Raw genomic sequence first — 16266 nt, forward strand, 5'->3', positions numbered from 1 at the left:
AGCCGCTTCTGGGCACACTGGCGGCGACCTCCTGTCCATGGCCTCCTGATATGTCCGCCACCGATACTCCGCGTCCCCATGCCCGTCCCGTCACGTTGCTGCTGAACGTCGCCCACGCCATCGACCACATGTTCCTGCTGATCTTTGCCGCGGCGGTGGCGACCATCGCGGCCGATTTCGGTTTTTCGCGTTGGGAAGACCTGATGCCTTATGGCGTGACGGCGTTTTTCCTGTTCGGCATCGGCTCCTGGCCCTCGGGCCGGCTGGGCGATCTGTGGGGGCGGCGGCGCATGATGCTGCTGTTCTTCTTCGGCATCGGCGCCTCGGCGCTGCTGTGCGCGCTGGCCCGCGATGCCTGGCAGCTGGCGGGGGGGCTGGCCCTGGTGGGCCTGTTCGCCTCCATCTACCATCCGGTCGGCATTCCCATGATCGTGCAGCACGCGCCCAGGCCCGGCGCGGTCATCGGCATCAACGGGCTGGCTGGCAACCTGGGCGTGGCGGTCGCCGCGCTGGTCACGGGTTATCTCGTCAAGACCCTGGGCTGGCGCGCGGCCTTCGCGCTGCCCGGGCTGTTTGCGCTGGCCTGCGGCCTGCTCTTCATATGGGTCTGCCCGCGGGAAACCGAAGCGCCGGCGCGCCGCAAGAGCCGCGCGGCCGTGACCCTATCGCCGCGCGCGCTGGCGCGCGCCTTCGCGGTCATGACGGCCGCGGCGGTCACGGGCAGCCTGCTGTTCAACTTCACGACCAATGGCAATGCGCAATTGCTCGACGAACGCCTTCAGGGCGTGGTCGAGGACCCGGTCGCGCTGGGCGCGCTGCTGGCGGCCATCTATGTCGTGGCGTCGCTGGCTCAGGTAGTCGTGGGCCGCCTGATCGACCGCGTGGCCCTGAAGTCGCTGTACCTGATGATCGTCCTGGTCCAGGTGCCCTTGCTGCTGTGGGCGGCCTGGGCCCAGGGATGGGCGCTTTACGCCGCGCTCTTGTGCGCGATGATCTTCATCTTCGGCGCCATCCCGTTCACCGACGCCATGATCGTGCGCTACGTGGACGACCGCAGCCGCTCCCGCGTGGCGGGCATGCGCCTGACGGTGTCTTTCGGGGTGAGTTCGCTGGCGGTCTGGCTGTTGGGGCCGGTGGTCAAGCAGGCCGGCTTCACGACGCTGCTGCTGGTGATGGCGCTCATCGCCGCCTGCACGGCGGCCATGGTGACGCTCCTGCCGGGCGAGCCCGGCCAGGCGGAACACCCGGCCGCGCCCCAGCCCTGACGGCGCTTACTGGATCTTGATGTTGCGTTCCTTGACCAGCCGGGCCCACAGCGTGGTTTCCTTGGCCAGATGGTCGCGCAAGGCCTCGGGGCTGCTGCCGATGGGCTCGGCGCCGATGGAGTCCAGCGTGCCGCGCACCTTGGGGTCGGCCATGGCCTGGCGCATGGCCTCATTGAGCTTTTGCACGATCTCCGGCGGCGTGCCGGCCGGCGCGAAGGCGCCGAACCAGGGCATCAGCTCATAGCCGGGCACGCCGGCTTCGGCCACCGTCGGCACATCCGGCAGGGCCGAGGAGCGCTTGCTGGTCGTGACGGCCAGGGCCTTGAGTTTGCCCGACAGGATATGCGGCTTGGCCGAGGTGATGCTGTCGAACATATAGTCCACCTGTCCGCCCAGCAGATCGGCCATGGCCGGGCCGCTGCCCTTGTAGGGAACATGCAGCATGTCCACCTGGGTCATGGAGACAAAAAGCTCTCCGGCCAGGTGGATGGAAGTGCCCACGCCCGCCGAGGCGAAGGTGTAATGGCCGGGCTTGGCCTTGGCCTGCGCGATCACATCGGCCACGCTGGCGGCCGTATTGCGCGCCGGATTGGTCACCAGCACATTGGGGACCACGGCCAAAAGCGAAATGGGCGCGAAATCCTTCTGCGGGTCATAACCCATGTCGCCGTACAGCGCCGGATTCACCGCCATGCCGTTGGCCGCGATCATGATAGTGTAGCCGTCGGGCGCCGAGCGCGACACCGCCATGGCGCCGATATTACCGCCCGCCCCGGCGCGGTTCTCCACGATGAAGCTGGTGTTCAGGGCGCGGCCCATGGATTCGCCCAGGGTGCGGGCGATGGCGTCCATGGCGCCGCCGGGCGGGAAGGGCACGACCCATTTGATGGGATGGTCGGGGTAGCCGCTGGCCTGGGCGCCGGCGGCGCCCAGCAGGCAGGTGGCGGCCAGCGCGGCGCGCGCGAAGGCTTGGGTAATACGCATGATGAGTCTCCTGTGTCTTTGTCGTCAGCGGTGGGCCGCTGGTGTCAGCCGCGCCGGTAGAAGGCCAGCTTGTCCTCGTCCAGCGTCAGGCCCAGGCCGGGGCCGGGCGGCAGATGCATGGCGAAATTCTCATAGCGCGGCGGCGTGGCCACGATGTCGTCCTTGAGCAGCAGCGGTCCGAACAGCTCCGTGCCCCAGGCCAGGGTCGGCAGGGCGCTAAAGGCATGCGCCGAGGCCACCGAACCGATGGATCCCTCGAGCATGGTGCCGCCGTACAGCGCCATGCCGGCGGCATCGCCCACGGCGGCGCAGCGCGTCACGCCGTACAGGCCGCCCGACTTGGCGATCTTCAGCGCCAGCACGTCAGCCGCGCCCAGGCGCGCAAGCTCCAGCGCATCGTCCGGTGTGGCCACGGCCTCGTCGGCCATGATGGGCACCACGAAGCGCGCCGCCAGGCGCGCCATGCCGGCGCGGTTTTCACGCGCGATGGGCTGTTCGATCAGGTCCACGCCAGCCGCCTCCAGGCGCGCGATGGCGCCGGCCGCCTCGGCCTCGTTCCAGGCCTGGTTGACGTCCACCGTCACCCGGGCCCGGTCGCCCAGCGCTTGCTTGATGCGCGACACATGGCGCACGTCCTCGGCCACCGCGCGGCGGCCCACTTTCAGCTTGAACGTATCGTGGCGGCGCGCGGCCAGCAGCGCCTCGGCTTCCTCGATGTCGCGCGCGGTATCGCCGCTGGCCAGCGTCCACAGCACCGGCAGGGCCTCGCGCACCTGGCCGCCCAGCAGCGCCGATACCGGCACGCCCAGGCGCTTGCCCTGGCCGTCCAGCAGCGCGGTCTCCAGCGCCGACTTGGCGCAGCGGTTGCCGCGCGCCACCTTGTCCAGGCGGCGCATGGCGCCGTGGATGTTGCTGGCGTCCTGGCCGATCAGCGCGGGCGCCAGATAGGTGTCGATGGCCAGTTTCATGCCCTCGGGGCTTTCCTCGCCATAGGCCAGCCCGCCTATGGTCGTCGCCTCGCCCAGGCCCTCGATATCGTCGCTGGCGCGCAGCCGCACGATGACCATGGTCTGCTTCTGCATGACCGCCATGGCCAGCTGGTGGGCGCGGATGGTGGGCAGATCGACCAGCAGGGTCTCGATCGCCACAATGGTGGGAGAATTCATACCTGAAACGACGGATAAACAGCCAGCCTGAAGTATCGCAATGGAAAAACAAGGCGTCCAAGACTATATTGGTTGCTTTCGATACCTTTAAGGTATGGGAATGGAACTCCGACACCTGCGATATTTCCAGACGGTGGCGCGCGAAGGCAGCTTCACCCGGGCGGCCGCCCTCCTGCACATCGCCCAGCCGCCGCTGTCGCGCCAGATCCGCCAGCTCGAAGAGGAACTGGGCGTCACCCTGATCGAGCGCGGCAGCCGCGGCCTCAAGCTCACCGAAGCCGGGCGTTTTTTACACGAGCAATCCCTGCAGCTGACCGCCCGCCTGGACGAGATTGTCGCCGGCACGCGCCGCCTGGGCGCCCAGGCGGCGCGCTGGTTCAGCATTGGCTTCGTGCCGTCCACCCTCTACGGCTTTGTGCCCGAACTTATCCGCTACCTGCGCCAGGCCGACGCCCAGGTCGAGGTCGGCTTGAGCGAAATGACCACGCTGCCCCAGATCGAAGCCCTCAAAAGCGGCCGCATCGACCTGGGCATCGGCCGCATCCCCTTCGACGACCCCGCCATCGAACGCCGCGTCCTCATGGAAGAACCCCTGGTCGCCGCGCTGCCGCCCAGCCACCCGCTGGCCGGACGCAAGCAGCTGGCGGTCGCCGAATTGGCCGCCCAGCCCTTCGTGCTCTACCCCGCCCGGCCCCGGCCCAACTATGCCGACCACGTCCTGGGCCTGTTCCGTGCCGCCGGCCACCAGCCCACCGTCATCCAGGAAGCCAACGAACTGCAGACCGCCCTGGGCCTGGTCGTCGCCGGCCTGGGCCTGACCCTGGTGCCGGCCAGCGTCCAGCGCTCCAACCGTGCGGACATCGTCTGCCTGCCCGTGGACGCCCCGGCCTTTACCTCGCCCGTTATCCTCAGCTGGCGGCGCGGCGACTCTTCCCCCTTCCTGGCCCAGGCCATCGCCGCGGCCGAGCGCCTGGCCCGCCAGGCGGCCGCGCCATGACGGCGCATCGCGGCGCTACGCCAAAGCCGGCGCATTTCTGCTAGAATCGCGGATTCGCGTTTTACGCAGCGGAAAATTACGGTTTTTGCTGCGTCTTTAAGCGACCCAAATCAGGACAGGTGGCCGAGTGGTTGAAGGCGCACGCCTGGAAAGCGTGTATACGTGATAAGCGTATCGGGGGTTCGAATCCCCCTCTGTCCGCCAAGAATTTGTCCGGCATGGCTGGAATGCCCAAAACCCCGCTGACGCAATGTCCGCGGGGTTTTTGTTTTCTACCCGCCAGGCCGCGCGCGCCTCTCATTTCACACCGATGACCCAGTCACGGAAGACGCTGAAGGGCGGGCCGTATCCAATGCGTGGTGGACCTCTCGACCATTGGGCCGGCGGCGGCGCGGCGCGTATGATGGAGCAGAAAGGCCCGGGTACATGACATTGTTCTTCGCTCATCACGAGGAGACATCATGGCGGAGCAGCTCTCGCAGAACGCGCGTCCTTTGCAGATCGGCGACATCACGGTCATCGACAACAGCAAGCTCAAGAAGGCGGTGACGGCCGCCGCCCTGGGCAATGCGATGGAGTGGTTCGATTTCGGCGTCTACGGCTTCGTGGCCTTTGCGCTGGGCAAGGTGTTTTTCCCCGACGCGGCGCCGGCGGTGCAGACCATCGCCGCGCTGGGCACGTTTTCCGTGCCTTTTCTCGTGCGGCCGCTGGGCGGCGTGTTCTTCGGCGTGATGGGAGACCGCTATGGCCGGCAGAAAGTGCTCTCCCTGACCATCATCATCATGGCGATCAGCACGTTCTGCATCGGGCTGATCCCCTCCTACGCGGCCATCGGCCTGTGGGCGCCGCTGTTGCTATTGCTGTGCAAGCTCGCGCAAGGGTTTTCGGTGGGCGGCGAATATACCGGCGCGGCGGTCTTCGTGGCCGAGTATGCGCCCGACCGGCGGCGCGGCTTCCTGGGCAGCTGGCTGGACTTCGGTTCCATCGCCGGCTTCGTGCTGGGCGCCGGCCTGGTCGTTCTCCTGCAATCGCTGTTGGGCGACGAGGCCTTCCTGGACTGGGGGTGGCGCCTGCCGTTCTTCGTGGCCGGGCCGCTGGGGCTGCTGGGGCTTTATCTGCGTCATGCGGCCGAAGAGACGCCGGCCTTCACGCAGCAGCTCGAAAAAATGGAGCAGGAGGACCGCGACGCGCTGCAGGACAAGCCGACGATCTCGTTCCGCGAGATCTTCTCCAAATACCGTCGCGCGCTGCTTATCTGCATCGGCATGGTGCTGGTGACCAACATCACCTATTACATGCTGCTGACCTATATGCCCACCTATCTGTCCGGCAGCCTCGGCTATTCCGAATCCCACGGGGTGCTGATCATCGTGGTGGTCATGATCGGCATGCTGTTCGTGCAGCCGGTGGTCGGCTTCATGAGCGACAAAGTCGGACGCCGGCCCTTTCTGCTGGCCGGCAGCCTGGGCGTGCTGCTGCTGGCCGTTCCGTCTTTCGGCCTGATCGGCAGCGACAACATGGGGCTGATTTTCCTGGGGCTGCTCTTCCTGGCCGTCTTGCTCAATTGCATGACGGGCGTGATGGCCTCGACCTTGCCGGCGCTGTTTCCGACGCGCATCCGCTACAGCGCGCTGGCCAGCTCCTTCAATGTGGCCATCATCGTGGCGGGGCTGACGCCGACCCTGTCGGCCTGGCTGGTCGAGGCGACCGACAACTTGATGATGCCGGCCTTTTATCTCATGGCGGCCGCCGTCATCGGCCTGGTGACGGCGTTCTTCCTGCCGGAGACGGCCAACAAGCCCTTGCGTGGCGACACACCCAATGCCTCGAGCCGGCATGAGGCCAAGGCCTTGCTGCTGGAGGCCTATGACAACATCGAGCAGGCCTTGCTCGATGTGGAGGCGGAGATCGCCGAGCTGGAGGCCCGGATCGCGGCCCTGCGCGAGAAGCGCCAGCGGCTGGCCGACCGCCATCCGCACCTGGAGTAGCGGGGATTCAGGCGCCGGCGTAGCGGGCGCGCCGCGCCAGCCAGCGCAAGACCGGGCCGCGCGCCTTGTCGTAGCCCAGGTTGTAGAAAAAGGCATAGGGCAGGTAGAAGAGCACCAGCGCGATATCCAGCACAAAGGCCTGCCAGAGGCTGATGTCCAGCCACCAGGCGGCCAGCGGGATCACGATGAGGATGAGCCCGGTCTCGAAACCCAGGGCATGCACCACCCGCAGCCGCAGCGTGCGCGTCCAGCCCATGTGGTTTTCCAGCCGGTCGAAGCCGGCGTTGTAGACCATGTTCCAGAGCAGCGCGATCCAGGCGATCACGGCGGTGAGCACGCCCATCTCGAACAAGGACTTGCCCATGGCCCAGGCGGCCACCGGCGCGCACAGGCCGATGGCGAGGATCTCGAACAGGAATGCGTGGAAAAAGCGTTCTTTGAGTGTCTTCTTGGCTTGCGTCATGACCAACCTCGGTCTTCAAGGCCCGTATTGTCTGCGATGAACCCGATACGATAAAGTTAGGATTCATCGGAAAAACCGATAGATAAAACCAAGGAGACCACCATGCGCCATTCGCTGGAGTCGCTGGCCACCTTCGCCCAGGTGGCCGCGGCCGGGTCTTTCTCGGCGGCCGCGCGCACGCTGGGCAAGAGCCAGTCCACGGTCAGCGAAACCATCGCCAACCTGGAGGTGGACCTGGATCTGGCGCTGTTCGACCGCAGCCAACGCCAGCCGCTGCTGACCGAGGCCGGCCGGACCCTGCTCGGCCACGCGCAGCAGGTGCTGGCGGCCAATGACCGCCTGAACCGCGCCGCCAGCCAGTTGGCCGAAGGCCTGGAGCCTCGCCTGACCGTGGTGCTGTCGGATACGTTTCAGTCTGACACCTTCGAGACCACGCTGAGCGAAATCGACAGGCGCTATCCAGCCCTGCGCTTCGAATGCCTGATCGCCGAGTACGAGGATGTGGTGGCCCTGGTGCAGCAGGGCCGCGCCCATCTGGGCCTGATGGCCGCGCAGGCCGACTATCCGCCCGATGTGGCGCACGCCACCTTGCCCGAGCTGTCCGAGATCGCGCTGTGCGTGGGGGCCGGGCATGCGCTGGCGGACCTGCCGCGCGTCACCCTGCAAGACCTCGCCGGGGCGCGCGAGCTGCGCCTGAGCACCTTTGCGCTGGCCGACAAGGAGGCGCCGCTGGCGCGTCCGACCTGGTCGGCGCCCGGCTACCTGATGCTGCTGGAGATGGCCAGCCTGGGATTCGGCTGGACGGAACTGCCGCGCTGGATGGTGCAGCGTTTCGGCCAGGGGCGTCTGCGGGAACTGGACGCGCCGGGCTGGCCCCGGCATATCAAGGTCGATGCGGTGTGGTCTACGCGGCGCACGCTGGGGCCGGCGGGCGCCTGGCTGTTGCAGCGCCTGGCGGGCGAGTAGAGGCGCTCAGCGGGCGAGGAACTTGCCGCGCACCGAGCTGATGTGCTCGTGCATGAGCGCCGCCGCGCCCGCTTTGTCGCCCTGGCGCACCTTGTCGTAGAGTTCTTCGAGTTCGGCCACATTGGGGCGGGCTTCGGGCACGGGCGGCTTGTACCAGAGGCGCATGGACCGATCCAGCAGATGGCCGGCGAACTCGGCCAGGATGTCATTGCCCGACTGGGCATAGAGCGCCTGGTGGAATTGGCGGTCTGTCATCATGCCGCCCAGGCGGTCCTGTTTGCGATGATGGTCCCAGCCTTGCGCGATGATGGCCGACAGGCGCTCGAGGAGTTCGGGCGTGGCGCGCTCGACCGCCAGGCCCGTGAGGTGGGGCTCGACCAGCAGGCGCGCGGCGATGAGTTCGAGAAAGCTGTCCAGCGTCTCGCCCTTGACCAATATCCCTTTGCGCGGCAGCACGTCGACCAGGCCTTCGTCGCCCAGGCGCAGGATGGCCTGGTGGACGGGGCTGCGGCCCAGGCCCAGTTGGCCGCACAACTGGGCGACATTGATCTGGTCGCCGGCGCGCAGTTCCTGCTTGAGGATCTGCCCCTTGATGGCCACATAGGCCTGCTCGCTGAGCGAGGGGACCTGCGCGCGCTTGCGCGGTGACTTGCTGGGCGAAGAGAGAATGTCGTCGGGCATGGCGTATGAGTAGGCGGCGTCGGGGATTATAGCGAGCCGCCTGCCGCGCTCATTCGAGCCGGATGTTCGCCGAGCGGATGATTTCCGCGTTGCTCTTGTCTTCCTGGGCCATGAACGCGGCAAAGGCCGCCGGCGTGCCGGGCTGGGCCTCCAGGCCGGATTGCAGCAGCAGCGTTTTGACCGCGGGCTGCGCCAGCGCCTCGGCAAACAGCCGGTTCAGGCGTTCGACACGTTCGGGCGCCACGCCGGCCTTGGTGATCAGACCCACCCAGGTCTGCGAGACAAAACCGGGCATGCCCGCTTCGGCAAAGGTGGGGACATCCGGCAGCGCTTCGGAGCGATGTTCGCCGGCCACCGCGATGGCGCGCAGCTTGCCCGCCTTGATATAGGGCATGACGGCCCCGACATCGGCGAAGCTGGCCTCGACCTCGCCGCTGAGCACGGCGGTGGCCGCGGGCGCCGCGCCCTTGTAGGGCACGTGCAGCAGATCAATACCGGCGGCCGCCTTGAAACGCTCGAAACCCAGATGGCCCGAGGAGCCGACCCCGAAGGAGGCGTAGCTGGCATTGCCCTTGCGGCCCTTGGCCCAATCGATGAAGCCCTTCAGGTCGGTGGCCGGCACCTTGGGCGCGACGACCAGCACATGGGGATTGGAGAACAGCAACGTGACGGGCGCCACGTCGCGCGCCGCGTCGTAGGGCGCCTTGGGCAAGAGATGCGGCACGACCACGAAGCTGGCGGCCGCCAGGCTGATGGTCTGTCCATCGGCAGGCTGGGCCAGCATGGCCTGGGTGCCGATGACGGTGCCGCCGCCTGGGCGGTTCTCGACGATGACGCTCTGGCCGGCGGCCTTGGCCACTTCCTGGCCCAAGGCGCGGGCCACGACATCCGAAGGGCCGCCAGGCGCGTAGGGCACGACAAAGGTGATGGTGCGGCTGGGGAAAGTCTCGGCCTGGGCCAGGCCAAAGGCCAGGCAGGCCAGCAGGGAGGCAAGCAATCGCGATTTCATGAAGGCATTCCAGAGTAGGCCCGCGAGGGCCGGGGCATAAGGGAGTCGTCTATCAGGCCGCGGGCGCCGCCGCGCGCAGCAGGCCGGCGCGTACGGTATTGCGCAGCATGCCTATGCCCTCGACCTCGCATTCGACCACATCACCGTCGCGCAGAAAGACCGGCGGCGTGCGCGCCGCGCCCACGCCTTCCGGCGTGCCGGTAAGAATCACGTCGCCGGGCAGCAGCGTCAGGCCGGCCGAGAGTTCGGCGATGATCCGGGCCACCGGGAAGATCTGGCGGCTGGTGTGGCCCTCTTGCATGGTGACGCCATTGACGCGGCAGGCCAGCGCCAGCCCTTGCGGGTCGGGGATTTCATCGGCGGTGACCAGCATGGGACCCAGCGGGCAGGTGGCGTCCAGGCTCTTGCCCTTGAACCACTGCGCGCCGTGCGCGCGCTGCAGTTCGCGCGCGCTCAGGTCGTTGGCCACCGTGTAGCCGAAGACATGGGACAGCGCGTCCGCGGCGGGGATGTCGCGTCCGCCCTTGCCGATCACGACCGCAAGCTCGACCTCCCAGTCGAGCTTGCGGGTGTAGGCCTCGTGCAGGGGCAGATCGTCATGAGGACCGGCCATCGTGGTGGGCAATTTGGTGAAAAGCGTGGGATGGTCGGGCAGCTCGACTTCCTGGCCCTCGCGCTTGCCTTTGCTTTCGTCGTAGTGCTTCAGGTAGTTCCAGCCCACGCAAATCAGGTTGCGCGGCGGCTGGACCGGAGCCAGCAGGCGCACCGATTCCGCGGCCACCGCGGCCGATGCGTCGGGGGCCGGCAGCTGGCCGGTGGCCTCGAACCGCGCCAGCAGTTCGGGCAGCGAGGCCGCCGGCAAGGGCTGGATGCGGCCGGCGACCCATGCGCCCAGGCGCGGCTCCCCGCCGGCTTCATAACGCACGATTTTCATGATCAGCCCTCGATGTCCAGCCGGGCCTGGCCCTGGATCTCGAGCAGGATCTCCGGCTGGGCCAGTCCTTTCACTTCGATCAGGGCGCAGGCCGGGAAGTCGCCGGTGAAGAACTCGCGGCGGGCGCGCCAGATCTCCTTGTTGTCGGCCATATTGGTGACGAAGATGGTCAGCGTGACGACATCATCCATCTTGCCGCCACCGGCTTCGATCAGGTGCTTGAACTTGGTGAAGATCACCTTGGCTTGCTCATAGGCGTTGTCGCCCAGGATGGTCACGCCGTCATTGGCGCGGGCGGTCAGCCCGGAGAGGTAGAGCGTGTCCTTGACGCGCAGGCAGTTGGACCACAAGCCGGGGGCGGCTTCGGCGACCTCGGGGCTGATGACGCGGATTTTCTGGGCCATGGTTTTCTCCTTGTGGCAAACACTGAAATGTATCTGATATATCAGAAACATATCAATAAAAGCCCATGGTGGTCAAAGGCTTGCGATGATGAGAAACCCGGATTGACCCCCGACGGAGCAATGAGCGATCGCGCGCGGGCGCGAGGCGGCGGCCCCGGACGGGGCCGCTCAGGCTTCGATGGTGATGATGTCGCCCGCATGGCGGGCATATTCGAGCGCGTAGGCCATTTCTCCGCGGGTCTGCGCATGCAGGAAGAGCCAGGGCTGTCCGCGCGAGATCTCCTCGCCCAGCCGCGCGCGCAGGGAGACGCCAGCGGCGGGCCGCTCCGGCGCGCCGGCTAGCTTGGCCAGCCGCGACAGCTTGCGGTTGTCGATATGGACCACGCGGCCGGCCTGCAGCGCCACCAGGGGCTCGATGTGCGCGGCCTGGGGCGGTTCGCGCAGGCCGCCCTGGGCGGCGCAGATGCGGGCGAATTTCTCCCAGGCGCGGCCGCTGTCCAGCGTCTGCAAGGCCAGGGCCTCGCCCTGTCCGGCCAGGGCGGCCCCGCCCAGTTCGAGGACGGCGCCGGCCACCCGCGCGGCGCGCTCGCGCAGGTCCTGCGGGCGGGCCGGTTCATTGCGCAGCACGGCCAGCACATCGCGGGCTTCCAGCGCCGGGCCGATGCCGCGGCCCACGGGCTGGCTGCCGTCGGTGTACAGGCAGCGCAAGGCCAGCCCGAAGTGCGAGGCGGTTTCCGTGAGGTGGGCGGCCAGGCGTTCGGCGGCTTCCCGGCTGCGGATCTTGGCGGTGGGGCCGATGGGAATGTCGATCACCACATGGGTCGCGCCGGCGGCGATCTTCTTGGACAGCACCGAGGCGATCAACTGGCCTTCGGTGTCGATGTCCAATTCGCGTTCCACCCGCACGAAGATATCGTCGGCCGGGCTCAGGTGCATGGCGCCGCCCCAGGCCACGCAGCCGCCTTCGGTCCGGACGACGTGCTGCAGCTGTTCTATGCCCAGGTCGACCGGGGCCAGCATTTCCATGGTGTCGGCGGTGCCCGCCGGCGAGGTGATGGCGCGCGATGAGGTCTTGGGCATGACCAGCCCATTGGCCGCGGCAATGGCGACCACCAGCGGCGTGGTGCGATTGCCGGGCAGGCCGCCCACGCAATGCTTGTCCACGACGATGGGCGCCTCCCAGCTCAGGCGGTCGCCGACATCGACCATGGCGCGGGTCAGGAAAATCGTCTCGTCTATGCTCAGCGGCAAGGTGGCCGTGGCGGTGAGAAAGGCCGACAGGTGCACATCGGTGTAGCGCCCGCGCACCACGTCGCCCACGATGGCCACCATATCCTCCTGGCCGAGCCGCCTGCCGTAGATGCGCTGGCGCACGCCGGCCAGCGATTCGAGCACCGGCGGATGGCGCACCTGCACGACGGCGCCGTCGGCGATCCCCAGCGCATCCCAGGCGTCCTCGGATAGCGCGACCTCGTCCTGCGCCAGCATCTCGCTGTCGATCTGGTACAGGAGGGCCTGGACTTGGCGGTCGTCGGCCGTGATCAGCACTTGCGAGCGCGATGACAGGCCCTCGGAGCGGCAGACATGGCAGTCGGCGCGCATCAGGGCGATAGGCTGATGCTGTGCGTGCAGGCGCATGCGGGTGGCGCGCATGGCGGGCGGTTTGAGGCCGGGGATGCTGCTCATAGCTCATACCTCTGGTCTTGCCGGGGCACGGTGGCCGACCAATTGAGATCGCGCAGGATGCGTTCGCGCAGCGCCTCCGATGCCTCGGGTTCGCCATGGACGATGAAGACCTGGCGCGGCGCCTCGCGAAAGCCCGACAGCCAGCGTATCAGCTCGTCGCTGTCGGCATGCGCCGACAGCATGGGCAGTTCCGTGATCTCGGCGGTGATGGGCATCCATTGACCGTAGATGCGGGTCTGGCCCGCGCCGTCGAGCAGTTTGCGTCCGCGCGTGCCGGCGGCCTGGAAACCCGAGAACAGCAGGGTGTTGCGATGATCGCCGCCAAACGCCGCGATGTGATGCAGGACCCGGCCGCCCGTCGCCATGCCGCTGGCCGAGATGATCACCTTGGGATAGCGGTTGGCCGACAGCGCCTTGGAGGCTTCGACATCGCGCACATAGGTCACGGCCGAGCAGGCGGCGTCAACCTCGCGCGCCGCCAGTTTGTGTTCGCTGGCATGCCGGTCCAGCAGCTCGGTGGCGCTGGTGGCCATGGGGCTGTCGAGATAGACCGGCACGTTGCGCAGGCGGCCGGCCTGGCGCAGCTTCCACAGCGCGTAGATCAGTGTCTGGGCGCGTCCGACGGCAAAGGCCGGAATGACCACGGTCCCGCCGCGCTTGATCGTGCGCTCTATGACCACGCCCAGCGCCTCGACGGGATCGGCGGGATCGTGGCGCCGATTGCCGTAGGTTGACTCGATGACGATGTAGTCGGCTTGCGGGACCGCTTCGGGGTCGTGCATGACCAGGTCGCCGTAGCGGCCGAGGTCGCCGGAGAACACCACGCGCATGCCGCCGATATCGATCTGCGCGCTCGTCGCGCCGAGGATGTGGCCGGCGCGGCGCAGCGTCAGCCTGGCCCCGCCGGGCAGGGTGGTTTCATGGTGCAGCGCGACGTCGGAAAAACGCGCCATGGCGCGCTCGGCATCGACGACGCGATAGAGCGGCAAGGCGGGCTTGTGCTTGGAGAAGCCCTTGCGGTTGGCGAACTCGGCGTCTTTTTCCTGGAGATTGGCGCTGTCGAGCAAGATGAGTTCGGCGACATCGCGGGTCGCCGCGGTCGCATGGATGGCGCCCTTGAAGCCCTCGGCCACCAGCCGGGGCAGATAGCCGCAATGGTCCAGGTGGGCGTGGGTCAGCACCACGGCGTCGATATCGGCCGGCGCCAGCGGCAGGCTCTGCCAGTTCAGCTCGCGCAGGTTCTTCAGACCCTGGAACAGGCCGCAATCGACCAGGATGCGGGTGTCGCCATGCGTCAGGAGATGTTTGGAGCCGGTGACAGTGCCGGCCCCGCCCAGGCAGGTCAGTGAGAGCATGGTGTCGTCGTGTCAGAGGTCGGAGACGAGCAGATCGTCGGGATGGCCCTGGCCGTCGAGGGCGCGCCGGCGCACCGCGTCCAGCACCTCGTCGCGGCGCCAGCCGGCCACGGCGGCGGCCGCGTCCACGGCGTGGGCCCAGGTCGAGCGGTTGGCGAACAGCATGCCGGCCACATCCAGCGTGCCGCCGCGGCTGATATAGCCGAGGGCGCGCGTGCGCGCCGGGCCGTCGTCCAGGCGGCGCAGTACGCCCAGCAGAGGCTCGGGCCGGGTGTGGCAGAGCAGCACGCGCAGCAGGCCGGGCGGAAAGAGGGCATGCACGGCGGCATCGGGCAGCACGAAATCCGCTTCGATGCCGTCACGCGGAATGCGCAGGCGGCCGGGCTCCATGACCACGCTCACGCAGCATTCATGGCCCAGCCGGGCAAGATGGGCGCGCGCCTTGAGCGCCTCTTCGAGCTGGTAGGCGCCGATGGCGACGAATTGCAGGACGCTGGCCGCCGGGTCGCCGGCAACATGCGCCGCGCCGTGTTCGACCAGGGCCTGCGCGGCGCGGGCGTTGAAGCGCTGGCGTCCATCGCGCTTGGACACGACCATGCAGGCCACTTGCGCGCGCTGGCCATAGATGGCGCGCAGCGCGGCCACCGCGCTATTGCCGTCCACCGGGAAGAGCACGCGCGCGGTATCGGACATCTCGCCCAGCAGCGCCTCGCCGATGGTCGGGTCCTGGTGCGACTGCTCGTTCTTGGCGTTCTCCCAGGTATGGGAGGTCACCACCAGCGGCACCGACAGCCACGCGGGCGATTGCCCGAACTCCTTCTGGCGCCGCGTGAAGATGATCTCTTGACGCAGCAGGCCCAGCATCTTCACGGCAAAGGCCTCATAGCTGACGATGAGATTCAGGCCGGCCTTGTTGGCCAGCGCGGCGGCGGCCACGGCCTCTTCATTGAGCGCCGTGATCACCGAACCGTGCAGGTCTTCCGGCACGCCGTCTTCGGGATGGTTGACGCGATGCTTGAGCTGCGCGAGCGTGCGCCCCATCTTGTTGCTGGCCAGTTCGTCCGGATTGCCCACGCGCACGCGCAAGGCCGGATTGGCCCGCAGCAGTTCGATGAACCAGCCGTCCAGCGCGGCCATGGCGCTGCCCTGGCCGCCGGGAGCTTCCCAGGCGGGGGCGGGCAGCGTGGGCGCCGGCGGCTGCCGGTGCGCCATGGGATGGCCGCTTTCGAGGGGCCGCTGCTGGGCGCGGTGGTTGGCCAGCGTGGCCAGCGCGGCATCCAGTTCGGGGCCGGGCACGAAAAGCCGGCGCGCGCTGTCGTTGAACGCCTGGCGGGCCGCGGCGTCCGTGCGCGGGTTGCCGGCCAGCGGCAGGTTGTGGGCGGCATTGGTGCCGGCGCCCGGAAAACCATAGCCTTTTTCGGTCACGGCGATCACATAGGGCAGCCGCGCCGGATAGGAAAATCCGGGAGCGGCCAGATTGGCGGCCAGTTTCTCCTCGGCCGTCAGGATGGCCCAGGCGATGGCGGAAGGATCGCGGCCGTCGATCACCAGCGGCTCGAAGCCGTTGTGCCACAGGTCGTCGGCCAGCCATTGCGCGCCGCCTTCCTGCACGATCTGGGTGCGCTGCTCGATGCGCCGGCCATTGAGGATCATGACCGGCACGGCCGTGCCGCAATCCTCGGCCCGCCACCAGCGCGTGGCCCAGTCCGTGCCGCGCTGTTCTTCGAACGCGCCATCGCTCAGAAAGGCCACCAGCCCTTCGCCCGGCAGCGGCATGTGCACATATTGCAAACCGGCGAAACCCAGATAGCCGCCTTCCGAAACGGCCCCGGCCGTGTTCGGCCCGGCGTGGCTGCCCAGCGGCACGGCCGGCAGTCCCCGCGCGTCGATGGCATAGGAGTAGAAATCATTGACCAGGCGCGCCAAGCCGTCGGCGCTGCGGTCGTAGCGGCCGCGCTGGGCCGGCGAGACGTCCCCGGTCAAGGCGTTGACGGCCTCGATGGCGGCGACGCAATGGCCCTGTCCCATCAACCAGCCGCGCGTCTTGCCGCTCAGCGCATTGGCAAGCAGGTAGCCCACGAAGGCGGGCACCATATTGAGCGATCCGCCGGTATGCCCCTCGGGATGGGGCTTGAAGTCCTCGGCGGTCAGCGGCGCGCCGTCCAGGTCGATGCGCCGCGCATAGGTCATGTGGGCGACCACGCTCATGGCCGCGCAGCAGAGCCGGTCGGCCGCGGCCATGAGCGCATAGGGATCGCTGGCCGCCAGGCGCCCGGCCAGCGCCTCCATGCGGACGAGGGTGTCGGCATGATGCTGGATGGGGCCGTGGCCGGCTTGCCATTGCTCGCGATGCGTCATCGCATGCTCC

At 68.0% G+C, this 16266-nt stretch carries 14 protein-coding genes and 1 tRNA gene; 5 read left to right on the forward strand and 10 right to left on the reverse strand.

The features are described 5' to 3' along the window. The first annotated feature begins 50 nt into the window (after positions 1-50). Positions 51-1265 carry an MFS transporter gene (locus tag AXA74_RS16585; protein ID WP_029580215.1) on the forward strand — a complete coding sequence of 405 codons (1215 nt, stop codon included), beginning with the start codon at positions 51-53 and terminating at the stop codon, positions 1263-1265. Positions 1266-1271: 6 nt separating this feature from the next. On the opposite strand, the gene AXA74_RS16590 is transcribed toward AXA74_RS16585, so the two are convergent. Further along, positions 1272-2249 carry a tripartite tricarboxylate transporter substrate binding protein gene (locus AXA74_RS16590; RefSeq protein WP_032979314.1) on the reverse strand — a complete coding sequence of 326 codons (978 nt, stop codon included), beginning with the start codon at positions 2247-2249 and terminating at the stop codon, positions 1272-1274. A 44-nt stretch (positions 2250-2293) separates the two neighbouring features. Then, positions 2294-3415, reverse strand: a complete 1122-nt coding sequence (locus tag AXA74_RS16595; protein WP_032956552.1) for a muconate/chloromuconate family cycloisomerase — start codon at positions 3413-3415, stop codon at positions 2294-2296. Between the two features lie 100 nt (positions 3416-3515). Between AXA74_RS16595 and AXA74_RS16600 the strand changes: the two genes are divergently transcribed. From AXA74_RS16600 to proP, 3 genes are all read left to right on the forward strand, one after another. Beyond that, the gene (locus AXA74_RS16600) at positions 3516-4412 is read left to right on the forward strand and encodes a LysR family transcriptional regulator (protein WP_032979315.1); all 897 of its coding nucleotides are present in this window, start codon (positions 3516-3518) and stop codon (positions 4410-4412) included. 113 nt (positions 4413-4525) lie between these two features. Next, positions 4526-4616: transfer RNA gene (locus tag AXA74_RS16605), tRNA-Ser, on the forward strand. Positions 4617-4873: 257 nt separating this feature from the next. Next, on the forward strand, positions 4874-6400 hold the full coding sequence (gene proP / locus AXA74_RS16610) for a glycine betaine/L-proline transporter ProP (RefSeq protein ID WP_029580219.1): 1527 nt from the start codon (positions 4874-4876) through the stop codon (positions 6398-6400). Between the two features lie 7 nt (positions 6401-6407). Here the strand turns inward: proP and AXA74_RS16615 are convergent, their stop codons facing one another. Beyond that, positions 6408-6863, reverse strand: a complete 456-nt coding sequence (locus tag AXA74_RS16615) for a multidrug/biocide efflux PACE transporter (protein WP_029580220.1) — start codon at positions 6861-6863, stop codon at positions 6408-6410. Between the two features lie 102 nt (positions 6864-6965). Between AXA74_RS16615 and AXA74_RS16620 the strand changes: the two genes are divergently transcribed. Then, positions 6966-7829 carry a LysR family transcriptional regulator gene (locus tag AXA74_RS16620; RefSeq protein ID WP_032956547.1) on the forward strand — a complete coding sequence of 288 codons (864 nt, stop codon included), beginning with the start codon at positions 6966-6968 and terminating at the stop codon, positions 7827-7829. Between the two features lie 6 nt (positions 7830-7835). Here AXA74_RS16620 and AXA74_RS16625 read toward each other — a convergent pair whose 3' ends face one another. The 7 genes from AXA74_RS16625 to AXA74_RS16655 form a co-directional block, all read right to left on the reverse strand. Next, positions 7836-8510 carry a GntR family transcriptional regulator gene (locus tag AXA74_RS16625; RefSeq protein WP_029580222.1) on the reverse strand — a complete coding sequence of 225 codons (675 nt, stop codon included), beginning with the start codon at positions 8508-8510 and terminating at the stop codon, positions 7836-7838. 49 nt (positions 8511-8559) lie between these two features. Next, on the reverse strand, positions 8560-9519 hold the full coding sequence (locus tag AXA74_RS16630) for a Bug family tripartite tricarboxylate transporter substrate binding protein (protein ID WP_029580223.1): 960 nt from the start codon (positions 9517-9519) through the stop codon (positions 8560-8562). 52 nt (positions 9520-9571) lie between these two features. After that, positions 9572-10453, reverse strand: a complete 882-nt coding sequence (locus tag AXA74_RS16635; RefSeq protein ID WP_032956545.1) for a fumarylacetoacetate hydrolase family protein — start codon at positions 10451-10453, stop codon at positions 9572-9574. Positions 10454-10455: 2 nt separating this feature from the next. Beyond that, positions 10456-10857 carry a RidA family protein gene (locus AXA74_RS16640; RefSeq protein WP_032956542.1) on the reverse strand — a complete coding sequence of 134 codons (402 nt, stop codon included), beginning with the start codon at positions 10855-10857 and terminating at the stop codon, positions 10456-10458. Between the two features lie 168 nt (positions 10858-11025). Further along, positions 11026-12543: a thymidine phosphorylase family protein gene (locus AXA74_RS16645; protein ID WP_029580226.1), complete on the reverse strand. Its 1518-nt coding sequence runs from the start codon at positions 12541-12543 to the stop codon at positions 11026-11028. Further along, positions 12540-13898, reverse strand: coding sequence for an MBL fold metallo-hydrolase (locus AXA74_RS16650; protein ID WP_032979316.1), 1359 nt, complete (start codon positions 13896-13898; stop codon positions 12540-12542). The genes AXA74_RS16645 and AXA74_RS16650 overlap by 4 nt, the downstream gene beginning before the upstream one ends. A gap of 12 nt (positions 13899-13910) precedes the next feature. Beyond that, positions 13911-16256 carry a phosphoketolase family protein gene (locus AXA74_RS16655; protein WP_032979318.1) on the reverse strand — a complete coding sequence of 782 codons (2346 nt, stop codon included), beginning with the start codon at positions 16254-16256 and terminating at the stop codon, positions 13911-13913. Between the last annotated feature and the right edge of the window lie 10 nt (positions 16257-16266).

The organism is Bordetella hinzii LMG 13501, assembly GCF_001548475.1.
In the GTDB taxonomy this organism is placed as follows: Bacteria; Pseudomonadota; Gammaproteobacteria; order Burkholderiales; family Burkholderiaceae_B; genus Bordetella; species Bordetella hinzii.

Coding starts and splice junctions, on each gene's coding strand:
- AXA74_RS16585 (WP_029580215.1), top strand. CDS start 51: ATGTCCGCCACCGATACTCCGCGTCCCCATGCCCGTCCCGTCACGTTG.
- AXA74_RS16590 (WP_032979314.1), bottom strand. CDS start 2,249: ATGCGTATTACCCAAGCCTTCGCGCGCGCCGCGCTGGCCGCCACCTGC.
- AXA74_RS16595 (WP_032956552.1), bottom strand. CDS start 3,415: ATGAATTCTCCCACCATTGTGGCGATCGAGACCCTGCTGGTCGATCTG.
- AXA74_RS16600 (WP_032979315.1), top strand. CDS start 3,516: ATGGAACTCCGACACCTGCGATATTTCCAGACGGTGGCGCGCGAAGGC.
- proP (WP_029580219.1), top strand. CDS start 4,874: ATGGCGGAGCAGCTCTCGCAGAACGCGCGTCCTTTGCAGATCGGCGAC.
- AXA74_RS16615 (WP_029580220.1), bottom strand. CDS start 6,863: ATGACGCAAGCCAAGAAGACACTCAAAGAACGCTTTTTCCACGCATTC.
- AXA74_RS16620 (WP_032956547.1), top strand. CDS start 6,966: ATGCGCCATTCGCTGGAGTCGCTGGCCACCTTCGCCCAGGTGGCCGCG.
- AXA74_RS16625 (WP_029580222.1), bottom strand. CDS start 8,510: ATGCCCGACGACATTCTCTCTTCGCCCAGCAAGTCACCGCGCAAGCGC.
- AXA74_RS16630 (WP_029580223.1), bottom strand. CDS start 9,519: ATGAAATCGCGATTGCTTGCCTCCCTGCTGGCCTGCCTGGCCTTTGGC.
- AXA74_RS16635 (WP_032956545.1), bottom strand. CDS start 10,453: ATGAAAATCGTGCGTTATGAAGCCGGCGGGGAGCCGCGCCTGGGCGCA.
- AXA74_RS16640 (WP_032956542.1), bottom strand. CDS start 10,857: ATGGCCCAGAAAATCCGCGTCATCAGCCCCGAGGTCGCCGAAGCCGCC.
- AXA74_RS16645 (WP_029580226.1), bottom strand. CDS start 12,543: ATGAGCAGCATCCCCGGCCTCAAACCGCCCGCCATGCGCGCCACCCGC.
- AXA74_RS16650 (WP_032979316.1), bottom strand. CDS start 13,898: ATGCTCTCACTGACCTGCCTGGGCGGGGCCGGCACTGTCACCGGCTCC.
- AXA74_RS16655 (WP_032979318.1), bottom strand. CDS start 16,256: ATGACGCATCGCGAGCAATGGCAAGCCGGCCACGGCCCCATCCAGCAT.